18 protein-coding genes are annotated in these 21,364 nt (G+C 57.7%); 3 read left to right on the top strand and 15 right to left on the bottom strand.

Translation table 11 applies throughout. The features are described 5' to 3' along the window. Nucleotides 1-337: 337 nt before the first annotated feature. From DHN10_RS13010 to iolD, 15 genes are all read right to left on the bottom strand, one after another. Nucleotides 338-1,294: an ABC transporter ATP-binding protein gene (locus DHN10_RS13010; RefSeq protein WP_108815784.1), complete on the bottom strand. Its 957-nt coding sequence runs from the start codon at nt 1,292-1,294 to the stop codon at nt 338-340. Beyond that, nucleotides 1,291-2,268: an ABC transporter ATP-binding protein gene (locus tag DHN10_RS13005; RefSeq protein ID WP_108815783.1), complete on the bottom strand. Its 978-nt coding sequence runs from the start codon at nt 2,266-2,268 to the stop codon at nt 1,291-1,293. The genes DHN10_RS13010 and DHN10_RS13005 overlap by 4 nt, the downstream gene beginning before the upstream one ends. 4 nt (nt 2,269-2,272) lie before the next feature. Beyond that, nucleotides 2,273-3,166: an ABC transporter permease subunit gene (locus DHN10_RS13000; RefSeq protein WP_108815782.1), complete on the bottom strand. Its 894-nt coding sequence runs from the start codon at nt 3,164-3,166 to the stop codon at nt 2,273-2,275. Next, entirely contained in the window at nt 3,166-4,173 is a 1,008-nt protein-coding gene (locus DHN10_RS12995) for an ABC transporter permease subunit (protein WP_108815781.1), read from the bottom strand. Before DHN10_RS12995 ends, DHN10_RS13000 begins: the two co-directional genes overlap by 1 nt. After that, complete coding sequence (locus DHN10_RS12990) at nt 4,167-5,276, bottom strand: M24 family metallopeptidase (RefSeq protein ID WP_108816061.1); 1,110 nt, start codon at nt 5,274-5,276, stop codon at nt 4,167-4,169. The genes DHN10_RS12995 and DHN10_RS12990 overlap by 7 nt, the downstream gene beginning before the upstream one ends. Nucleotides 5,277-5,339: 63 nt before the next feature. Beyond that, a complete protein-coding gene (locus DHN10_RS12985) occupies nt 5,340-6,932 on the bottom strand; it encodes an ABC transporter substrate-binding protein (RefSeq protein ID WP_108815780.1) in 1,593 nt (530 codons plus the stop codon). Nucleotides 6,933-7,195: 263 nt separating this feature from the next. Continuing rightward, nucleotides 7,196-8,893 carry a dipeptide ABC transporter ATP-binding protein gene (locus DHN10_RS12980; protein ID WP_108815779.1) on the bottom strand — a complete coding sequence of 566 codons (1,698 nt, stop codon included), beginning with the start codon at nt 8,891-8,893 and terminating at the stop codon, nt 7,196-7,198. After that, nucleotides 8,893-9,798, bottom strand: a complete 906-nt coding sequence (locus DHN10_RS12975) for an ABC transporter permease (protein ID WP_108815778.1) — start codon at nt 9,796-9,798, stop codon at nt 8,893-8,895. Before DHN10_RS12975 ends, DHN10_RS12980 begins: the two co-directional genes overlap by 1 nt. Further along, entirely contained in the window at nt 9,795-10,769 is a 975-nt protein-coding gene (locus DHN10_RS12970) for an ABC transporter permease (protein WP_108815777.1), read from the bottom strand. Before DHN10_RS12970 ends, DHN10_RS12975 begins: the two co-directional genes overlap by 4 nt. A 26-nt stretch (nt 10,770-10,795) precedes the next feature. Continuing rightward, nucleotides 10,796-12,376: an ABC transporter substrate-binding protein gene (locus DHN10_RS12965; protein WP_108815776.1), complete on the bottom strand. Its 1,581-nt coding sequence runs from the start codon at nt 12,374-12,376 to the stop codon at nt 10,796-10,798. 138 nt (nt 12,377-12,514) lie between these two features. After that, nucleotides 12,515-13,507: an inositol 2-dehydrogenase gene (gene iolG / locus DHN10_RS12960; protein WP_108815775.1), complete on the bottom strand. Its 993-nt coding sequence runs from the start codon at nt 13,505-13,507 to the stop codon at nt 12,515-12,517. A 4-nt stretch (nt 13,508-13,511) separates the two neighbouring features. Further along, nucleotides 13,512-14,339 carry a class II fructose-bisphosphate aldolase gene (locus DHN10_RS12955; protein ID WP_108815774.1) on the bottom strand — a complete coding sequence of 276 codons (828 nt, stop codon included), beginning with the start codon at nt 14,337-14,339 and terminating at the stop codon, nt 13,512-13,514. Then, nucleotides 14,336-15,178 carry a 5-deoxy-glucuronate isomerase gene (locus tag DHN10_RS12950; protein ID WP_108815773.1) on the bottom strand — a complete coding sequence of 281 codons (843 nt, stop codon included), beginning with the start codon at nt 15,176-15,178 and terminating at the stop codon, nt 14,336-14,338. The genes DHN10_RS12955 and DHN10_RS12950 overlap by 4 nt, the downstream gene beginning before the upstream one ends. Nucleotides 15,179-15,192: 14 nt before the next feature. Next, nucleotides 15,193-16,173: a PfkB family carbohydrate kinase gene (locus tag DHN10_RS12945; protein ID WP_108815772.1), complete on the bottom strand. Its 981-nt coding sequence runs from the start codon at nt 16,171-16,173 to the stop codon at nt 15,193-15,195. Beyond that, on the bottom strand, nt 16,173-18,044 hold the full coding sequence (gene iolD, locus DHN10_RS12940; protein WP_108815771.1) for a 3D-(3,5/4)-trihydroxycyclohexane-1,2-dione acylhydrolase (decyclizing): 1,872 nt from the start codon (nt 18,042-18,044) through the stop codon (nt 16,173-16,175). Before iolD ends, DHN10_RS12945 begins: the two co-directional genes overlap by 1 nt. Nucleotides 18,045-18,162: 118 nt before the next feature. Between iolD and DHN10_RS12935 the strand changes: the two genes are divergently transcribed. The 3 genes from DHN10_RS12935 to DHN10_RS12925 are packed head-to-tail and all read left to right on the top strand — an operon-like array spanning nt 18,163 to nt 21,348. Then, the gene (locus DHN10_RS12935) at nt 18,163-19,266 is read left to right on the top strand and encodes a Gfo/Idh/MocA family protein (protein ID WP_108815770.1); all 1,104 of its coding nucleotides are present in this window, start codon (nt 18,163-18,165) and stop codon (nt 19,264-19,266) included. After that, nucleotides 19,267-20,169, top strand: a complete 903-nt coding sequence (locus DHN10_RS12930) for a sugar phosphate isomerase/epimerase family protein (protein WP_234417126.1) — start codon at nt 19,267-19,269, stop codon at nt 20,167-20,169. A 24-nt stretch (nt 20,170-20,193) separates the two neighbouring features. Further along, on the top strand, nt 20,194-21,348 hold the full coding sequence (locus DHN10_RS12925) for a Gfo/Idh/MocA family protein (RefSeq protein WP_108815769.1): 1,155 nt from the start codon (nt 20,194-20,196) through the stop codon (nt 21,346-21,348). Nucleotides 21,349-21,364 lie beyond the last annotated feature (16 nt).

The raw sequence follows: 21,364 nt of genomic DNA, 5'->3' as shown, positions 1-21,364 counted from the left end.
AACACTTCAACTAATACGCTCTATGATTAACTTGATATTAATGCTGTTCTCAAGGAAAACTTCCGTATACCGGCAATGAATACCTTAGTGTACGAAAACAACCAGAATTTATAATTTAACAACAACAACTTGCGCGCTTCCGCCAAAGAAGGTTTTACGGTCGTGATTTTGCCGAAAAGTCCCAATCAACAGCTGACCCGCACCCAGCTCTGCGATCTTGTTCAACAGTGCTTAGCCGGATTTCGGGCCTCAAAAAGGTGGAATCCTGCGGTAATCCCTTGATGCCTGAAATAAGCGATCAAATCTTCAGCGTGGCTCCCTGCGGCGCGCCTTTGGATTAGCCTTCGGGAAAAAAGCAGGCCGCCCGATGTGTGTCGCCGGACAGTGTGGGCAATTCTTGCCTGCACTTGTCTTTGACCTTCCAGCACCTTGGTGCAAAGGCGCATCCTTTGGGCACATCCAACGGCGATGGCAGCTCGCCACCCAGTTTGATACGATCACGGCGGGCGTTTGGCTCTGCACTTGGCGTGGCTGACAGCAGCGCACGGGTATAGGGATGCTGCGGCGCGTCAAAGACCTGGGTCTTTGATCCGACCTCAACCGCGCGACCCAAATACATCACGATCACATCTTGGGCGACGTGGCGCACGACGCTCAGATCGTGACTGATGAACAGATAGGCCAGCTGCAAGCGGTCCTGCAGTTCCGTCAGCAGGTTCAGGATGGCACTTTGGATCGACAGATCAAGCGCCGAGACCGGTTCATCCAGTACCAGCACCTTAGGATCAAGCATCAAGGCACGGGCAATCGCGATGCGCTGCCGTTGCCCACCAGAGAACATATGCGGATAGCGGTCGTAGTGCTCTGGTCGCAGGCCAACCATATCCAGCATCTTGCGGGCGCGCGCCTCGCGCTCGGCCTTGGGCAAATCGGGGCGGTTGATGGTCAGCGGTTCTTGCAGGATCGCGCCGATCCGCTGGCGCGGGTTGAGGGAACCATAAGGGTCCTGAAACACGATCTGCACAGACTGCCGCAAATCGGCCCAGTCGGTTGGAGACACCGGTTTGCCGTCCAGCGTCAACACCCCATCCGTTGGGGCCTCAATCATTGCGACCATGCGGGCCAGCGTTGATTTCCCGCAACCGCTTTCGCCGACAACGGCAAGGGTCTTGCCCGCGTGCAGTTCGAAATCAACACCCGCGACCGCCCGTAGCGTCCGGGGTTTGCGCAGCATCCCACCGCTGACGGAGTAATGCCTTATCAGCCCTTCGGCTTTGATCACAGCTTCGCTCATGACGCGGTACTTTCGACAAGGTTCAACGGATAATGGCAGCGGACATCGCCCTGATCAGGCCCACCCGGTGCAGGCGGTGTGCCCCGGCAAGTGTCATCGGCAAACTTGCAACGCGGTGAAAACAGACACCCTGACGGTCGGTCAAACTGCCCCGGAACAACGCCGGGAATAGTCGGCAACAGCCGGTCGGTTGCGCGTTCCGGCAAAGCATCAAGCAATGCCGCAGTGTAGGGGTGGCGCGGGCGCGCAAACAGCGGGCCGACAGGCTGTTCCTCGATCTTCTGACCGGCGTATTGCACGCTGACCCGCTCTGCGGATTCTGCGACAACGCCCATGTCATGGGTGATCAGCACCAGCCCCATGCCTGTCTCGCGGCGCAGGTCTGTCAAAAGGTCAAGAATCTGCGCCTGAATAGTCACATCCAGCGCTGTCGTCGGTTCATCCGCAATCAACAGCTTGGGCTTGCAGGCGATGGCCATGGCGATCATCACCCGCTGGTTCATGCCCCCCGACATCTGGTGAGGAAAGGCCTGTAGGCGCTTTTCAGGGTCAGGGATGCCCACCTGCTCGAACAGCTCAATCGCGCGTTTTTGGCGCGCGGAACGATCAAGGCCAAGGTGGATGCGCAGTGCCTCTTTGATCTGCCACCCAACAGTGAAACAGGGGTTCAGCGCCGACATCGGCTCTTGAAAGATCATCGCCAAATCATTGCCGATAATCCTGCGGCGCGCGGATTTGTCGATATTCAACAGGTCGATACCGTCAAAGACGATCTCATCCGCCGTCACGGTCGCCGTCCAAGGCAACAGCCCCATCAGGGCTAACATGGACACCGATTTGCCCGACCCGCTTTCGCCGACAATGGCAAGGATTTCGCCAGCATCAACGTCAACATTGACCCCATCCACCGCCCGGAATGCACCGGACGCGGTTGAGAACGAAACGCTGAGATTGCGTATGCGTAACAATGACATAGGCTCAGCTCCTCTTGAGCTTGGGGTCAAGCGCGTCGCGCAGCCCGTCGCCCATCAGGTTGATGGCAAGCACCGTCACAAGGATCGCCAAACCGGGGAAAGTCACGACCCACCACGCCCGCAAGATAAACTCGCGCGCCTCAGCCAGCATCGTGCCCCATTCGGGCGTGGGCGGCTGTGCCCCCATCCCTAGAAAGCCCAACGCGGCGGCATCAAGGATCGCGGTCGAGAACGACAAGGCCGCCTGCACGATGATCGGTGCCAGACAGTTTGGCAGCACCGTGATGAACATCAGACGCGGCAGCCCTGCACCGGCCACTTTGGCGGATGTCACATAGTCCTTTTGCCGTTCAGACAACACGCTGGCCCGCGTCAGACGCACGTAGTGCGGTTGCAGCACAATCGCGATGGCAATCATCGCATTGGTCAGCGACGGCCCAAGGATCGCCACCAGCACAAGCGCCAGCAGCAGTGACGGAAACGCAAGGATCACATCCATGATCCGCATGATGATCGTATCTACCCATTTGGGCGCAAAGCCCGCAAGGAGCCCCACCAGAATACCACCCGTGGCTGCAATACTGACCACAACGATCCCCACAAAGAAGGAAAAACGCGCGCCCACGATCAGGCGCGACAGCATATCACGGCCCAGTGGATCAGTGCCCAACGGATAGGTCCAACTGCCGCCCTCTTGCCAGACGGGGGGTTGCAGTGTTGCATCGCGGAATTGGGCTGTGGCATCATGCGGTGCGATCCACGGGCCGAAAAGTGCAACAAAGGCGAAGGCCGCAAAAATCCACAGCCCAATGACCGCGCCACGGTTTTCCCGGAAATAGAACCAGAACTCTCGCAGGGGGCTGGGGCGTTCGATGACGGTTTGTGCTGTGTCAGTCATTACCGCTTCCTGATCTTGGGATTGATGACGCCGTAAAGCATATCAACGGTCAAATTCACGATCATCACGGCCACCGCGATCAGCAGCAGCCCGCCCTGCACCACCGGATAATCGCGCCGGAAGATACTATCGACCATCCATTTGCCGATGCCCGGCCAGCTAAAGATCGTCTCAGTCAGGATCGCACCGGCCAGCAGCGTGCCAACCGACAGGCCAATCACCGTGATCACCGGGATCAGCGCATTGCGCAGCGCATGCACCCCGTTGATCCGCCCCGGTGCAAGGCCCTTGGCACGGGCTGTGCGGATGTAATCCTCGCCCAGCACCTCAAGCATGGCAGAGCGTGTCTGCCGCGCAATCACCGCCAGTGGGATCGTGCCTAGCACGATCGCGGGCAGGATCAGGTGCCGCACCGCAGATCCAAACGCCCCTTTTTGCCCTGAGGCGATACTGTCGATCAGCATGAACCCTGTGGGATCAGGGAAGTAGTAGATCAGGTCAATCCGACCCGATACGGGCGTCCATTGCAGGTTGCCCGAAAACACGATGATCAGCAGCAGCGCCCACCAGAAGATTGGCATCGAATAACCAATCAGCGCGGTGGACATCAGCGCGCGGTCATAGAACTTGCCACGGTTCACCGCAGCAATCACCCCCGCAGGCAGGCCAATCACCACCGCAAAGATCATCGCACATAGTGACAGCTCTAGCGTGGCGGGAAACAGCGCAAAGAACTCATCCCAGACAGGTTTCTTAGTGACAAAGGAATTGCCCAGATCGCCTTGCAACACGCCCGTCAGATATTCCCAGAACTGCTCATACAGCGGGCGATCAAACCCGAACTGCGTGGCAAGCTCTGCATAGCGTTCATCGGTTAGACCCCGTTCGCCCGCCATCACCACAATAGGATCGCCCGGCAGAACCCGGATAAACCCAAAGGAAATCAGCGTCACCCCGATGAAAGTGGGCACAAAGGTCAAAAGGCGGGTCAGCACATAGTTCAGCATTTCAACACCGTCAGTTCCTTGGGAAATTCTGTGAGCGAGGTGCAGCCGCCTTCAGTGATCAACACGTCGTCCTCAATGCGGACGCCGAAATTGTCGATGTCATAAAGGCCCGGCTCATTGGTATAGACGGTGCCTGCGGGCAGAACCTGATGATTGCCGCGCATGATATATGGGGCCTCATGCACTTCGCGGCCCAGGCCATGCCCGGTCTTGGTGCGGATGCGGTCAGCATAGGGCGAGGCTTCGAGTACACCAATCACCGCATCATCAATCTGATGCGCGGTTACTCCGGCACGGGTGACGTCAAACCCTTTGAGGTTCGCGCGCAGCACCGTGTTATAGACCGCCTGCCCTTCATCACTGGCGTGGTCCAGAAACACCGTCCGGGTGATGTCAGCGGCAAAGCCGTGCTTGCGGGCACCAAAGTCCAAGAGCAGCGCATCGCCCGCTTTGACCGCATAATCGGCGCGGGCCTTGGCATGGGGGCGGGCCGATCCGTCACCAGCGGCAACGATGGGCGCAAAAGATTGATCCTCTGCCCCTTCGGCAAAAAGGTTCTGGATCAGCGCCTGTTCAATGTCTTTTTCGGTCTGGCCCAGACGGACGCTTTCCAATGTATGCACCAAAGCGCGTTCAGAAATTCCAATTGCGGCCTTCAGGGCGCTGATATCATCATCGGATTTGATCATCCGGGGGGCGGAAAGTTCACGCTCGGCATCCACGATCCGCAGATCAGGTTGGGCGCGCAGCATGGCGTGATGCACAAAGACGCGCATCACCTGACCTTCGACAGCCAAGGAACCTATTTTCAAATGGGCCATCAAGCCCGCAAAGGCGGCGTCATAGCCATCCTGATCGCGCCAATCAAAGACAGCACCGTCAAAACCCACCAGCTCCCAACTGCGCAATTCCAGATTGGGCACCAACGCGGCGGGCGTACCCTTGGCCGGGATCACCAGTACGAACGGGCGTTCGTGGCTCATGAAAGGATGAATGATGGCGCGCGTAAAATTCGGGCCGGGCACAAGGGCCACGGCATCAACGCCAAGATCTTTGGCAATGGCTGCGTATTCCGCAAGCCGGTCGTTCAGGAAATACGTCAAATGACAATCCACATGCTCAAATTGCTTGGGGCGCCCGATGACGGACGCCCCAAGCGATTGCGATTATTCAGACAGGCCAACTTGGTTAAAGATGTGCCCACCCAGCGGGTGAACAACATAACCGTCAACCTCTGGACGCATTGTCATGTAAACAACAGAGTGCGCGATGGTTGCCCAAGGTGCCTGCTCTTTGAAGATCACCTGCGCCTGCTCGTAGAGTGGCTGACGCTCTTCTTGCGTTGGCAGCACTTTGGCTTGCTGGATCAGATCTTCAAACGGCTGGTGGCACCATTGCGCCCGGTTTGAGTTCTCGCGACCATCACAGCCAAGTAGCACAGCCATGAAGTTGTCAGGATCACCATTGTCACCGGTCCAACCCAGCAGGATCGCACCATCACGGTCCAACTCGCGTGAACGCGACAGATACTCGCCCCATTCATAGGACACGATTTCAACCGTGACGCCGATCTTGGCAAAGTCTTCCTGCATCAGCTCGGCCATGCGGCGTGCGTTGGGGTTGTAGGGGCGCTGCACAGGCATCGCCCAGATCTTCATGTTGAGGTCCTCAACACCTTCCGCGGCAAGCATCTCCATCGCCATTTCAGGGTTGTAGTCATCATCAGCCACAGCGTCGTTATAGGACCACATGGTTGGCGGGATCGGGTTCTTGGCGATCTGGCCAGAGCCCTGGAACACAACATCGATGATTGCCTGCTTGTCGATTGCCATGTTCAGCGCACGACGGACGTTGGCATTGTCATAGGGAGGCATGGTCGTGTTGTAGGCCAAGTAACCCACGTTTAGGCCTTCCTGTTCCATCACAACGATATCTTCGGCATCTTTCATGGCCTGAATATCAGCGGGATTTGGATAGGCCGTGACATGGCATTCGCCCGCTTGCACCTTCTGATAACGCACGGATGCATCAGGCGTGATCGCAAAGATCAGGCTTTCTACACGGGCCGCATCACCCCAGTAGTTGTCATTGCGCAGATAGCGGATGACAGCATCTTTCTGGTAGGCTTGGAATGCAAATGGGCCAGTCCCGATAGGTGCTTGGTTCAGCATCTCAGGTGTGCCGGCGGCCATCATTGCGTCGCCGTATTCTGCTGACACGATCGATGCGAAATCCATCGCCATGTTGGCAATGAACGGCGCTTCGGGGCGGCTGAGGTTAAAGACGACGGTGTAGTCGTCGACCTTATCAACGCTTGCAACCAGATCAGGCATGGACATGCCGTCAAAGTATTCCCACGTACCGCCGGACACCCCGTTGTAAGGATGATCGTCGTTCTTTTGGCGGTTGAAGGTAAAGATCACATCTTCGGCGTTAAAATCGCGGCTAGGCGTGAACATATCGTTGGAATGGAACTGGACGCCCTGACGCAGGTTGAACGTCACGGTCATGCCGTCTTCGGACACTTCCCAGCTTTCGGCCAGCGCCGGGATCACCTCGGTTGTGCCGACCCTGAACTCTGTCAAACGGTTGTAAAGTGGGTGGCTGGAGGCATCAAAAGTTGTGCCTGCGGTATAGAGTGCGGGGTCAAAACCCTCTGGCGATCCTTCCGAGCAATAGACCAGTGATTGGGCCGATGCCACGGACGCGCCCAGCGCGCCCATCAGCAAGCCCAATGAAATAGTATGTTTGAATAACATCACGTTATCTCCCTTTTTCATATTTGGGTGACAAAGGTACGCGGCGCATCACAAAGCGATAGGCAACAGTCGGATCAACGTCCTTTGCTGTTCCTGAGTGTTCGCTATTGGTGTGCAGCAGTCCCCCAGTCTCGATAGGCAGATAGGAACATGATTGATTGGATTTGCCAATGGGTGCTTTTGAGGAAACTAAATTTCCCTGGGTTACAGACCCGCGTGCGTTCTGTGTTCAGGTCATTGAAGCGCCAAACACCGGCGGCGGCCTAGCCCGTCACAGCCTCTGACTGCCATTCACGCGGCATCACCGGCGTCAGCGCCAACAGCTTTTGGGTGTAGTCGGCCTTTGGCCGCGCAAATAGGTCTTCTGTTGCGCTCATTTCTTCGATCACGCCATTGCGCAGCACGGCGGTGTCATCAGCCATCTGGCGCACAACCGCGAGATTGTGACTGATAAATAGAATCGTCAGGCCAAACATGGCTTGCAGGTCTTTGAGCAGGTTCAGGATTTCCGCCTGTATCGAAACGTCCAAGGCCGAGGTCGGTTCATCACAAATCAGGAACCGGGGCCGCGCCAGAAGTGCCCGTGCCACGGCAATGCGTTGCCTTTGCCCACCAGAGAATTGATGCGGGTATTTGTCGACGGCGTCAGGGGCCATGCCGACAAGTTCCAGCATGGCAGCGGCCAGCCTTTCGCGTTCTTTGGCATCTTGGACAAAGCCATAGAACCACAACGGCTCTGTCAGGATCGCGCCAATGCGGTGACGGGAATTGAGGCTGGAGTATGGGTCTTGAAAAACCATCTGCACCAATTGGCGCGACGGATGATGGCGGCTGCGCGCCTTGCCATCGGGCAGGATATCATCCCCCAAGTGCATCGTTCCACTGCTGGGGGTGATCAGGCCCGTGATTGCCTTGGCCAGCGTCGATTTGCCCGACCCGCTTTCGCCGACCAGCCCCATGATCGATCCGGGGCGCACTTCTAGGTTCACATCCTTCAACGCCACGTAGGGCTCTGGCTTGCGGAAAAGCGAGGTACGCGGGCCTGCAAACCGCACGCAGATATCTTGCAGCGTCAGCCCCGTCAGCGCATATTGCTGCCCTTCCAGCAGCCATTTTTCGGCAGCGTTCCCGGTCACAACGCCTGCTGTGTCTTCTTCAGGTACCCGGAATCGCGCGATCCGATGGTCCAGCGGTGGCACCGCATCCATCAGCGCCTGCGTGTAAGGATGGGTCGGCGCGCCCAGCACCTGTGGCGTCTCACCTGTTTCCATGACCCGCCCGTTGCGCATGACCGTAACGCGGTCAGCAATCTGGGCGATCACACCGATATCATGGGTGATCAGCATAAAGGCGATCTGGCGGTCGCGGGCAAGCCTGCGGATCAGGTCAAGCACCTGACTTTGCACCGCCACATCCAGCGCCGTTGTCGGCTCATCTGCGATGATCAACTCTGGATCGGTGCAGATCGCCAGAGCGATGACAACGCGCTGGCGCATTCCGCCGGAAAACTGATGCGGATAGGCCTTGATCCGTTCTGCGGCATTCTTGATTCCGATCTCTTCAAGCAGATCAACGGCACGTGTGCGGGCGGCGGTTTCGCTGACGTCAGAATGGGCCTGTATGGTTTCGATCAGCTGATCTTCAATGGTCATCAGCGGGTTCAGGCTGGTTTGCGGATCCTGAAAGATCATCGAAATCCGGTCGCCCCGGATTTCATGCGCCTGTTCGGGCGTCAACTTGCGCAGATCGGTGTCGCCCAGCGACAGCTTTCCGTTCGCGACATAACCGGGTGCGGCCAGCAGGCCGATCACAGCGGCACCAACCGTCGACTTGCCTGCCCCGCTTTCGCCCACAAGCCCGTGGATTTCACCGGGCTTGATCGTCATGTCCACATCCGCAATTGCGGTCACATCGCCAAAGCGCGATGGGAATTTGACGGCAAGGTCTTTGATTGTCAGCATCAGCGCAACCTCGGGTTAAAGACATCGCGCAGGAAGTCGCCAAGGATGTTGATCGACACCACAAGGGCCACCAGAAACAGGGTGGGTATCCACAAAATCCACCACTCGCCCGACAGCAGAAACTGCATCCCGATGCGGATCAACGTGCCAAGGCTGGGGCTGTCGGCGGGCAGGCCAATGCCAAGGAAGGACAACGTGGCCTCCAATAGAATGGCAGAGGCCAGATCAACCGTCATGATCACCAGCAAAGGCCCAAGGATATTGGGCAGGATATGCACGAACATCACGCGGCTGGGACGTTGGCCCATCATGATCGCCGCCTGCACATATTCCTTGTTCATCTGCACAAAAGTCGAGGCGCGGGCGGTTCGCGCAAAATTCACCCAAAGCGATAGTGCAATCGCCAGCGTCAGCACAGCGACCCGCAAGTCCTGTTGCATCGCCGCTGGCAGAATACCCCGCGCGATGCCGTCAATCAGCAGTGCTGTCAGGATCGCAGGCAAGGCCAATTGCACGTCCGCAATCCGCATGACAATCGCATCAAACCGCCCGCCATAATACCCCGCGGCCAACCCAAGCCCCACTCCCAAGACAGCCGCAATCGTCAGCGCCGCAATGCCAATCACCAGTGATAACCGCGCCCCGTATAAGATGGACGAAATCATATCCCGGCCCTGATCGTCTGTGCCAAGCAGGTACTTGGGGTTCGCTCCGTCTTGCCAGACAGGCGGCAGCAAGCCGTCAAACAAGCTAAACGACGACAGATCATATGGGTTCACCAAGGCGATCCACGGCGCAAAAACCGCACCGATCATGATCAGCACCGCCACCAATGCCGCAACCATCGCCGCTGGCGAATGCACGAAAAGCCACAGCCCCTCATATCGCTTTAGAAACGCGATCATTGCACGTCCCTTATGCGCAAACGTGGGTCAATCGCGACATAGAGCATGTCTACGATCAGGTTCACCAGCACAAAGAAAAAGGCGATCACGACAAGGTAGACGCCCATCACCGGGATATCGACAAAGCGGATCGACTCAAGAAACAGCAGGCCCATGCCGGGCCATTGGAAAACGCTTTCGGTCACGATGGAAAAGGCAATGACCCCGCCAAACTGCAACCCAATGATCGTAATGACAGGCACCATCGTGTTGGCCAGCGCATGCCGGTAGTGCAGCTTGCGCATCGGCACGCCACGCGCCATGGCAAAACGGATGTAGTCAGAGCGCATGACCTCCATCATCTCGGCCCTGACAAGTCGCATCGTCAAGGTCAGTTGATAGACGCCCAGCGTGATGGCGGGCAGCAGCAGCGCGCGCCAACCCTCAAGGGTGAAAAGAGAACTTTCCCAACCGCCGATTTGCACGGTACCGCCACGCCCAAAGGTCGGCAGCCACCCCAATTGCACGCCAAAGACAAAGATCAGCATGATGCCAATCACAAAAGTCGGGATCGAGACGCCGACAAGTGTGGTCATCAAGATGGCTTGCGTCGCAATCCCACGCGGTCGCAGGGCGGTATAGACCCCCGCCGGAATACCCACGAGCAGAGATATCAAAAGCGCGACAACCCCAAGCTCCAGCGTGGCCGGTATCCGGTCGGCAATCATCTCTGCCACCGGCTGGCGCGTGCGGTAGGAAAACCCGAAATCACCTTGCAGCATGTCGCTGGTAAAGCGACCGAATTGCAGGATGAACGGATCGTTCAGTCCCAGTTCTTCGCGCAGGCGTTCCTGATCGGCGACAGAGGTTTCCACCCCCGTCATCTGGGTGATCGGATCACCCACAAAACGAAACAGAGAAAAGGCCAAGAAGGCGACGGCAAGCATCACAAAGACAGACTGCACCAGCCGTTTGAGGATAAAGTAAACCATCGCCTTCTTGCTGTTCTAGTGTGTGATCAGTTGACCGTCACCCAACGCAACATAAAGAAGTTATCGGCACGCTGTGTCAGATCCACATTGTCCTTCGCCGCCCAGATCAATGGCTGGGTATATAGCGGGATGTAGGCGACCTCTTCCTGCGTGATGGCGATGACTTCATCAATCATGGCCTGACGTGCAGCCGGATCAATTTCTTGCTGGATTTGCGGTAAGAGTTCATCAACGCGGGCGTTTGAGTAGTTCCCAAAGTTCCATGATCCCAACTTCTTTTCATCGTCCTGAGAGTGCATCAGGAAACGGATCGGGTGCTCCATGTCGAAAGTGCCCGGCGACCAACCCAGCAGATACATGTCGAAATCATCTTCGCGCAGCTGCGGCCAGTAATCACGCACCGGACCCGTGGACAGCTCTGCATCCAGACCAACAGCGGCAAACATTGATGCGGCAGCCCGGCAAAGCGCCTCATCGTTGATGTAGCGATCATTGGGGCACTTCAGCCCGAATGAGAACCCATCGGGATAACCTGCCTCGGCCAGTAGCTCCTTGGCACGCGCGGGGTCATAGGCCGGACGGTCCTGATTGGCCTCTGAGAAGCCAGAGATACCAGCAGGCACCAGCTGACTGGCCGCTTCGATCTTGCCACGGAACAACACCCGGTCGATGCTATCGATATCGATGGCATGGGCGGCGGCAAGGCGCACGCGTGGATCAGCAAACGGATTGCTGTCGGTCACGTCGGTTGAATAAAGCAGCGCGTCATGCTCGTGGCCAAAGCCAAACATGATCACACGGGTTTCTTCGCCTTCAAGCACCTTAAAGCCATCACGGCCTTCGACTTGCGCCACATCCTGCAATGGAATTGGCTGAATAAAGTCAATCTCGCCAGACAACAGGGCCGCAAGGCCAGTGGCAGAGTTGCCAATAGGGGTAAACACTGCCTCGGTCACATTGTGTTGGGCATCGTCCCACCAGCCGCCATTTGGCACCAGCGTCGTGCGCACGCCCGGATCGCGGCTGGACAGGGTAAATGGCCCGGTCCCGTTCACGTTCATCGTGGCAAAGTTTTCGGCATCGCGCGCGGGCAGTGCCGCATCGTTGCTTTCGGCCCAATCCTTATCAAGGATCATGAAGTTGGCGATAGAATCAGGAAACAGCGGATTGGGCGCCGCGGTCACGAAATCGATGGTGAAGTCATCAACGACACGCACCTCTGACACGGGTGCAAACCAGGAACGCACATCTGCTGCCTCGTTCGATGCACGCTGATAAGAGAACATTACGTCCTCTGCGGTAAAGGCTGCACCGTCTTGAAAGGTCACACCTTCGCGCAGGTTGAAGCGCCAGCCGTTTTCGCCCTCAAGCGGTTCCCATGACGCGGCCAGGGACGGCTCGATCGACATATCCTGCCCACGGCGCACAAGGCCTTCGTAGACGTTGTTAAGAAAAGACAGAACAGGGGCAGAGTTCACCGCATGCGGATCCATTGTCTGCGGGTCGGTTGTGGACGCCCATCGCAATGTCTCTGCCGAGGCACCCATTGCGCAGAATGCAACTGCGCTGCCCAACAGCGCGGAATTTCGCAGATTTCGTCGTGTCATGATCTCTCCCTCCAGAACCAGTTCGTTAAAGACAGACTGACCTTAATTGCCGCAAGGTCAAGACGGCATCGTATCGGCGATCCGTTCAACCTGCTGCCTGCAATCAACTTTTCGCGATAACGGGGCGTCCCAATTGGGCTAGAGTTCAACCACTTTCATTTGCCCATCACGCGCCGCCTGATCGGCAGCATCGGCCAGCATCTGCGCTTTCAATCCGTCGTGCCCTGTGGGTGTGACAGGCTGGCCGTTTTTCAGCGCCGCCACGAAGTGCTCCATCTCCGCCCGGTAGGCCGCCGCATAGCGTTCAAGGAAAAACGGCTGTGTCGGTGCTTTGCGCATGCCTGTGGCATTGGACACTTCAACGCTGTGCTCCAGCATATTGTCGGCGCGCAGCATGCCGGTGCTGCCATGCACCTCAATCCGTTGGTCATAGCCATAAGTAGCCCGGCGCGAATTGGAAATCTGGCAGATTTTGCCGCCAGCGGTCTTGAGCGTCACCACAGCGGTGTCAAAGTCACCCGCCTGCCCGATCTGAGGATCAACAAGGCAGGACGCAGACGCTGTCAATTCCACCGGTTCTTCCCCCAGCAGGAACCGCGCCATGTCCAGATCGTGGATCATCATATCGCGGAAAATCCCGCCCGAGGTCTTGATATACCCAATCGGTGGCGGTGCCGGATCGCGCGACAGGATCGTTACAAGCTCAACATTGCCAATGACCTGGTCGGCAATCTGTCGCTGCAGATGGGCAAAACTAGGGTCAAAGCGCCGGTTAAACGCCGTCATGAAGGGCACGCCCGCCTTTTCCACTACCGCCAGACAATCGTGGATGCGGTCGACGGATAGGTCGATGGGTTTTTCGCAAAAAATCGCCTTGCCCGCGCCTGCTGCTGCATGGATCAGGTCGTAATGTGTCGTGGTTGGCGTGCCGATGATCACCGCATCAATGCCCGGATCATGGATCATCGCATCCGCGTCCATGACTTTGGCACCTGTGACGCGGGCCAAAGCCTCTGCCGCCTCAGGCATTGCGTCAGCCACAGCCGCCGCGCGCGCATTGGTCATGCCGCGCAAAGTGCCCCCGTGGACCTGACCAATCCGACCACAGCCCAAAATCCCGATATTGATCATCACCCTAACCTTTCAGATTGCGCAACACGGTGCGCGCTGCTGCCATCACCGGATCATGCGTTTCCTTGAGAATGGTGACACGGTCAAACCTCTCTGGGTCACGATTGACTGCCTCGCGCATCGCATTGCCAAATGCCATGCGCAATTCGGTTCCAATGTTGAATTTGCAAACATTGGTTGTCGTCGCTAAACGGCGGCGCTGTTCAACCGGCACACCGGACCCGCCATGGATCACCAAGGGCACATCCGTGGCGGCCTGAATGGCGGCGATCCGGGGTTCATCCAAACCACCCTCTTTGTCCTGCTGCAAATGGACATTTCCCACTGAAATTGCCATCGCATCAACGCCTGTTTCTACGGCAAATTGGGCGGCTTCCGCGGGGTCGGTCCCGGCTGAGGCTTCGCCACCTGAGTAGCCGACAAACCCTATCTCACCTTCACAGGAAATCCCTGAATTATGCGCCATTTCAGCAATTTGCAGCGTCTCTTTGATGTTATCAACCAGCGGTTTGCGCGACCCGTCAAACATCAGTGAGGTAAAGCCAGAATCCAACGCTTCGGAACATTCATCATAGGTATAGCCATGATCCAAATGCGCCACGACCGGCACCGACGCACTCTCGGCCAGATGCCGGAACATTTTGCCCAACACGGGCAAAGGCGTATGCGCCCGACACCCCGGCCCTGCTTGTAGGATCACCGCGCAATTCTCGGCCTCAGCGGCGGCGACATAGGCACGCATGTCTTCCCAACCCAAGGTCACCAAACCGCCCACGGCATAGCCTTGCTGCAACGCTGGTTGCAGCACATCTTTTAGCGTCACTAAAGTCATTTGAATTTGGCAATCATGTCTTTGATGCCGGGGATCGTTTCGATCTGATAGGCATGAGATGGCTGGAAATACTGGATCAGGCTGCGCTGCGACAAGCCACCCAGAATGGTGAAGTAATACATCTGATAGCCCGGCAGCACCGCACAAGGGTGATAGCCGCTATCAAGACAAATGGTTGAGCCATCAACGATATGATAGGCATCCCCTGCCTTGCCATCCTCGCGCTGAAGCATCTGCACGCCTGACCCGTGGTTTGGTTTAAAGCGGAAGTTGTAAGTCTCATCGTGGCGCGTCTCGTCTGGCAGACGGTCAGTGTCATGCTTATGCGACGGGAACCCGGACCAGCCGCCCTCACCCACGGTGAACAGCTCTGACACCAGCAGACGGCCCACTTTGTCATGGTATTTGGTGCCTAGGATATGTTTGATCTTGCGATGCGTTTTCGTGTCGTCGGACCCGTATTGCACCAGATCCAATTCATCGGAGCGCACGGCAAAGGCATCCAAAACCTTGTCATAGCGCGCGCCGCAGACGAACACCTCGGCCTCATCTGAGGTACACACCATTTCGGCTTTGGCGCCCACGGGCACATAAACACCCTCAGGCTCTCCGTCCCAGACATCCTCGCCGCGTTCGCCAATGCCGCCTGCCTTGAAGCCTTCGATGTCAATATCAATGGTGCCGGTCGCAGGAACGATGCAGGTTTCATAACCGGGCACGGCATATTCAAACGCCTGCCCTTTGGTCAGCTTTACGATATTAAAATAGTTCAGCGGAACGGTCGGATCATCCACATCCACAATCGGTTTGTTCTGGTTGTCAAAGGGGGGGATGTGCATAGCTTCGGTTCCTCTTAAGCATCGGTCGGGCCGGGGTGTTCGGCCATGAAAGTGTTCAATGTTGGTGTATCCGCCATGGCAGGCGCGCAGCCGGGGCGTGACACAGTGACAGATGCACAGGCAGAGCCGCGCAGGATCGCCGCGCGTAAATCCTGCCCCTCGGCCAGTCCGGTCACCATGCCCGCCATAAAGCTGTCACCTGCCCCTGTGGGTTTGAGCGCCTCAACCGGCCAGATACCAGTGTGGATCTCTTCGCCGCCTGCAAAGGTCACTGCACCTTTCTCGCCCATCTTATAGACGACAATCGTGGCAGTGTCTGCGGCCAGCGCGCGTGCCTTGGCAAGGCCTTTGTCGATGCCACCGGCCATAAAGCCGAACTCTTCATCATTGCCCACAATCATATCCGATTGGGCCGCGGCACGGCTTAGCACGTCTTCGGCAACCTGCGGCGAGGGCCATGAATACGGGCGATAATCCACATCAAAGATGATCGGCAAGCCAGCAGCCTTGGCGCGCGCGAATGCGTCAAAGGTCGCACTGCGCGAAGGCTCTGCTGCAAAGACGGTACCTGCAGTGATCAGCGCGCCGAATTTGCCATAATCAACTGCCGCCACATCGTCTGCGTCCATCTGGAAATCCGCTGCACCGTTGCGGTAGATTACATTGCGGTGCCCCGCGACCCGGCTTTCGTAGAACGCCAGAGAATTGCGGTATTCGCCCCCCACAGGCGTCACATATTCGGTGCCTACGCCATAGCGCTTCAACTGCCCCACGCAGTAACTGCCCACACTGTCACCTGACACGCGGGTGACCAGAGACGCCTGCCCGCCCAGCTTGCAAATGCCTGCTGCTATATTGGCGGATGAGCCACCAAGGCCCACGGTCACGGTTTCGGCGTCTTCGACGGCGACACCTGCATCGGTAAAGAAATCAATGCCGGCCCGTCCGACAACGACAAAGTTATTCTTGGCGATGCCGTCAATCAGCGCGGACATCACACACCTTTCCGCTGTTTGTGGCGCGAGGATTCCCAATCGGCATGGGCCTCACGCACCCTGTCGGATGTGGTGACATGCGGGGTGCCGACCTCCCACCAGGTGTGGCCTTCGGTTGTCCAGCCCTCGTATGGATCGACCTTCATACAGATCACATAAGTCCGGTCCGCCGCCTTGGCGCGCAGGAATGCCGCCTCCAACTCCGCAGGAGAGCTGACCGTTTCCGCCTCAGCGCCCATCGCGCGTGCATGCGCCTCAAAATCGACACCGACTTGCGAAGTCGCCGTTGGCGTATCCGCGATCAGGTTGTTGAAGCTTTCGTTGCCCGTGTTGTTTTGCAGCTTGTTGATGACGGCAAAGCCGCCGTTGTCGAGCACCATAACGATCAATTTTTTCTCTGTCAGAACAGAAGAATAGATGTCGGAGTTCATCAAAAGATATGACCCATCGCCAGTAAAGACGATAGTATCCTGCTCCGGCTCCATCTGTGCTTGCGCGATCCGCGCACCCCAGCCACCTGCAATCTCATAGCCCATGCAGGAAAAGCCGAATTCCACATCAACCGTGCCGATATCAAGCGTTTTCCAGTTCGCCGTGACCTCTGCAGGCAAGCCACCCGCCGCCGCGACCACACGGTCACCGGTGTCACACAGGCGGTTCACTTCGCCAATGGCCTGCGCATAGGAAGCAGGCCCATTGCCCACCCGCGTATTCTCGGCCACGTAGTTGTTCCATTTCGCGCGCTCGGCCTGCGCCTTGGCGGTCCACGCATTGGATGTTTTGTGCTCTTCCATGCCAGCGGTCAACGCCTCCAGCCCCAGCATCGCGTCGCCCACCACGGTGGCTGACATATGCTTGGCCGCATCGTGGCGTGCGGCGTTCAGGCCGATAATCTTGGCATCATGCGCAAAAGCAGTCCAAGACCCGGTCGTGAAATCCTGCAAGCGCGTGCCGACGGCCAAAATCACATCGGCCTGCTCCGCGATGGTATTCGCCGAATCCGATCCGGTCACACCAATCGGCCCGATGTTCAGCGGATGGTCATGCACCATATTGGCGCGGCCTGCGATGGTCTCAACCACGGGGATGCCCGCGCCTTCGGCAAAGGCGGTCAGTTCTGCCACAGCGCCGGAATATTGCACGCCACCGCCCGCAATGATCATAGGACGCTTGGCATCTTTGAGCAGTGATACGGCCTCGGCCACCTCGACAGTGTCCGGCGCCTGACGGCGAATGCGATGCACCCGCTTTTCAAAGAAGCTGACGGGATATTCATAGGTCCACCCCTGCACATCCTGCGGCAGACCGACAAAAGCGGGGCCGCAATCGGCGGGGTCCAGCATCGTGGCCAAGGCGGCGGGCAAGGATTGAATGATCTGGGCGGGATGCGTGATCCGGTCCCAATAGCGGCTGACCGCTTTGAAGGCGTCATTCACCCCGAAGGTAGGGTTTCCATAGTGCTCCAACTGCTGCAACACCGGGTCCGGCAGGCGCGTCAGAAAGGCATCGCCGCACAGCATCAGCATTGGCAGGCGGTTGGCATGGGCAAGTGCGGCAGCGGTCAACAAGTTCGCAGTGCCCGGCCCCGCAGAGGCCGTACAGAACATAAAGCGGCGGCGTAGCCATGTCTTGGCATAGGCCGCGGCAGCAAAGCCCATCCCCTGCTCATTCTGGCCACGGTAAAGCGGCAGTTCAGCACGGTGTTCAAAAAGCGCCTCACCCAGACAGGTTACATTGCCATGGCCAAAGATGCCGAAACCGCCACCGCATAGACGGCGTTCTTCGCCATTCACAACGATCCACTGGTTCGACAGATAGCGCACGATGGCCTGCGCCGTTGTCAGCGTCACGGTCTGCTGGGCTTGCCCCATGATTCCCCCTCAATCGCACGAATTGTGCTTTGGTCACGATTGGATATTGACCTTAGGCCTAAAAGAACGATACCAAAATTGCAACCGGTTGCAACCGGTTTTTGGAGGAGCGCGCAACATGGCAGAAATTGGCATCGGGATCGTTGGTGGCGGCTATATGGGCAAGGCCCATGCGGCGGCTTATGGATCAGTGGCCACGCTTTTTGACACCGCTTTGCGCCCGCGTCTGGAAATGGTCTGTGCCTCGTCCGAGGCTTCGGCGGCCAAGTACAGGGACGCCTTTGGATTCGCGCGCGGCACCGCCGACTGGCAGGCTTTGGTGAACGATCCCAAGGTCGACGCCGTGGTGATCGCCTCTCCACAAAACACGCACCGAAAGATCGCGCTGGCAGCCTTTGCGTTGGGCAAGCCTGTGTTCTGCGAGAAACCACTGGGGGCCACGCTGGCTGATTCCATCGCCATGCATGCGGCAGCGACCGAAAGCGGCGCCATCAATATGGTAGGTTTCAACTACATCCGCACGCCTGCCTCGCAATATGCCTGCCAGTTGGTTGCAGAAGGCCGGATCGGTGATGTCACCTATTTTCGCGGCGAACACACCGAGGATTTTCTGGCCGATCCGGCCCTGCCCGGCACGTGGCGCACGCAGGGGGTGTCCAATGGCACCATGGGCGACCTTGCCCCGCATATGATCAATGGCGCACGGGCGCTGATCGGGCCGATCACAGCGCTTTGCGCGCAGGTCGAAACTGTGCACGCCAAACGCGGCACTGAAACGGTGACCAATGATGATCAGGCACAGATGATGTGCCGTTTTGAAAATGGCGCACAGGGGCATCTGTTCTTCAGTCGCGTGGCGACAGGGCGCAAAATGGGCTATGCCTATGAAATCCACGGCACCAAGGGGGCGATCCGCTTTGATCAGGAAGATCAGAACGCCCTGCATCTTTACACAATGGACGGACCCGAGGCCGAACGCGGCTTTCGCAAAATCCTGACTGGCCCCGCCCACCCCGACTATCTACCGTTCTGCCAAGGCCCCGGCCATGGCACCGGCTATCAGGATCAGATCATCATCGAAGCCAAGGATTTCCTGACCGCTATCGCCACAAAAACCAACATCTGGCCCACCTTTGCAGAGGGCCTCGAAGTCAACCGCATCGTCACCGCAGCACTGGACTCAAGCGACAAAAAGGCCTGGGTCACAGTTGCGGACTACTAAATGAAAGCAACAACCATGATTAAAATCGGGAACGCTCCCTGCTCTTGGGGTATCGAATTTGCCTCTGACCCTGCCTACCCCACGTGGCAGTCGGTGCTAAGCCAATGCGCGGGTGCCGGCTATAAGGGGATCGAACTGGGGCCCATCGGCTACATGCCCGAAGACCCTGCAATCCTACGAGACGAACTGGCCAAGAATGACCTCAACATCATCGGTGGTGTAGTCTTTCGCCCGTTCCATGACGCCGCCAAATGGGACGAAGTTGTCGACGCCTCCAAGCGGACCTGTGAAGCACTGGTTGCCCACGGCGCACAGCACCTTGTTCTGATCGACAGCATCTCGCCCCGCCGTGCCCCTACCGCAGGCCGCGCCGATGAGGCAGAACAGATGGACACCGCCGAATGGACAGCCTTCCGCGACCGCATTGCGACCATCGCGAAAATGGGTACCGAAGAATACGGGCTGACCGTTGGCATGCATGCTCATGCCGCAGGCTTTGTCGATTTTGAACCAGAGCTGGAGCGTCTGCTGGACGAGGTGGACGAAAGCATCCTAAAGATCTGTTTCGACACTGGGCACCACTCTTATGCGGGGTATGATCCTGTGGCGTTTATGAAACGACATATCGACCGGATCAGCTATATGCACTTTAAGGATATCGATCCTGCGGTGAAGGCAGATGTCGTCGCAAAGCGCACCGATTTCTACAAAGCCTGCGGTCAAGGGATTTTCTGCAACCTTGGTCAGGGTGATGTGGATTTTCCCGCGGTGCGCCAAGTGCTGTTGGATGCAGGTTTCGAAGGCTGGTGTACGGTCGAGCAAGACTGCGACCCATCCCTGCCCGGCACGCCCTTGGAAGACGCGCAAAGCAATCGGCAATATCTTGAATCCATCGGCTTTTAAGCCCCCTTACGAAAGACAAAGACCATGACAAAACTAAAATGGGGCATGATCGGCGGCGGCGAAGGCAGCCAAATTGGACCGGCACACAGGTTAGGCGCGGGACTGGACAGCCTGTTTGAATTCAGCGCAGGCGCACTGGATCACCGCCCGGAATACGGCATCGACTATGGTCAGCGGCTGGGACTGGGCGACCGGGCGTATGGCGGCTGGCAGGATATGCTTGAGGGTGAGAAAAAGCGCGACGACCGGGTCGATCTGGTGACCGTGGCCACGCCGAACTCCACCCATTTTGAGATCACCAAGGCTTTCCTTGAAAACGGCTTTCATGTGCTTTGTGAAAAACCGATGACGATGACTGTTGAAGAAGGCCAAGAGATCGTCGAGATCGCCAAGAAAACCGGCAATATTTGCGCGGTGAATTATGGCTATTCTGGCTATTCACTGGTGCGCCATATGAAAGCGATGATCGCCCGTGGCGATATCGGCAAGGTCCGTCTGGTCAATGCAGAATTCGCCCATGGCCACCATGCAGATGCGACAGACGCAGATAACCCGCGTGTACGCTGGCGTTATGATCCGGCACAGGCGGGTGTGTCGGCGCAATTCGCTGATTGCGGCATCCATGCCATGCATATGGCCAGCTTTGTGACCGGACAGGAAGTGACGAAGCTGTCCGCCGACACTGTGTCTTGCATTGATGTGCGCACGTTGGAAGACGACGCGATGGTGAACTTTCGCATGGACGGCGGCGCTGTGGGGCGGCTCTGGACAAGCTCTGTCGCCATTGGACGGCAGCATGGGTTGGGCATTCAGGTGTTTGGCGAAACCGGCGGGCTGCGTTGGTCGCAAGAGCAGCCCAATCAGCTTTACTATATGCCGCTGGGCGAACGCTTGCAGGTGATTGAACGCGGTGAGGCGAACCTATCGCCCGAAGCGGATCGGACAAGCCGCGTGACCATCGGCCATGCCGAAGGCATGCCACTGGCGTTTGCCAACATCTATTGCGACCTGGCCGAGGCGATTGGCGCTCGCAAGGACGGCCGCACGATGGATCCGGCAGCAAACCTTTATCCGCGCGCAGAGGATGGGTTGCGATCGATGGCGGCTGTGTATGCGGTGGCTGAGTCCGGCAAAGCCGAGGGTAAGTGGCTGGACGCACGGCCACCGATGTTTCGGTAAGGTGGGTTTAAACCCA

This window comes from Loktanella sp. Alg231-35 (genome assembly GCF_900143545.1).
Lineage (GTDB): Bacteria > Pseudomonadota > Alphaproteobacteria > Rhodobacterales > Rhodobacteraceae > Yoonia.
This window is presented reverse-complemented; position numbering and strand designations above follow the sequence as displayed.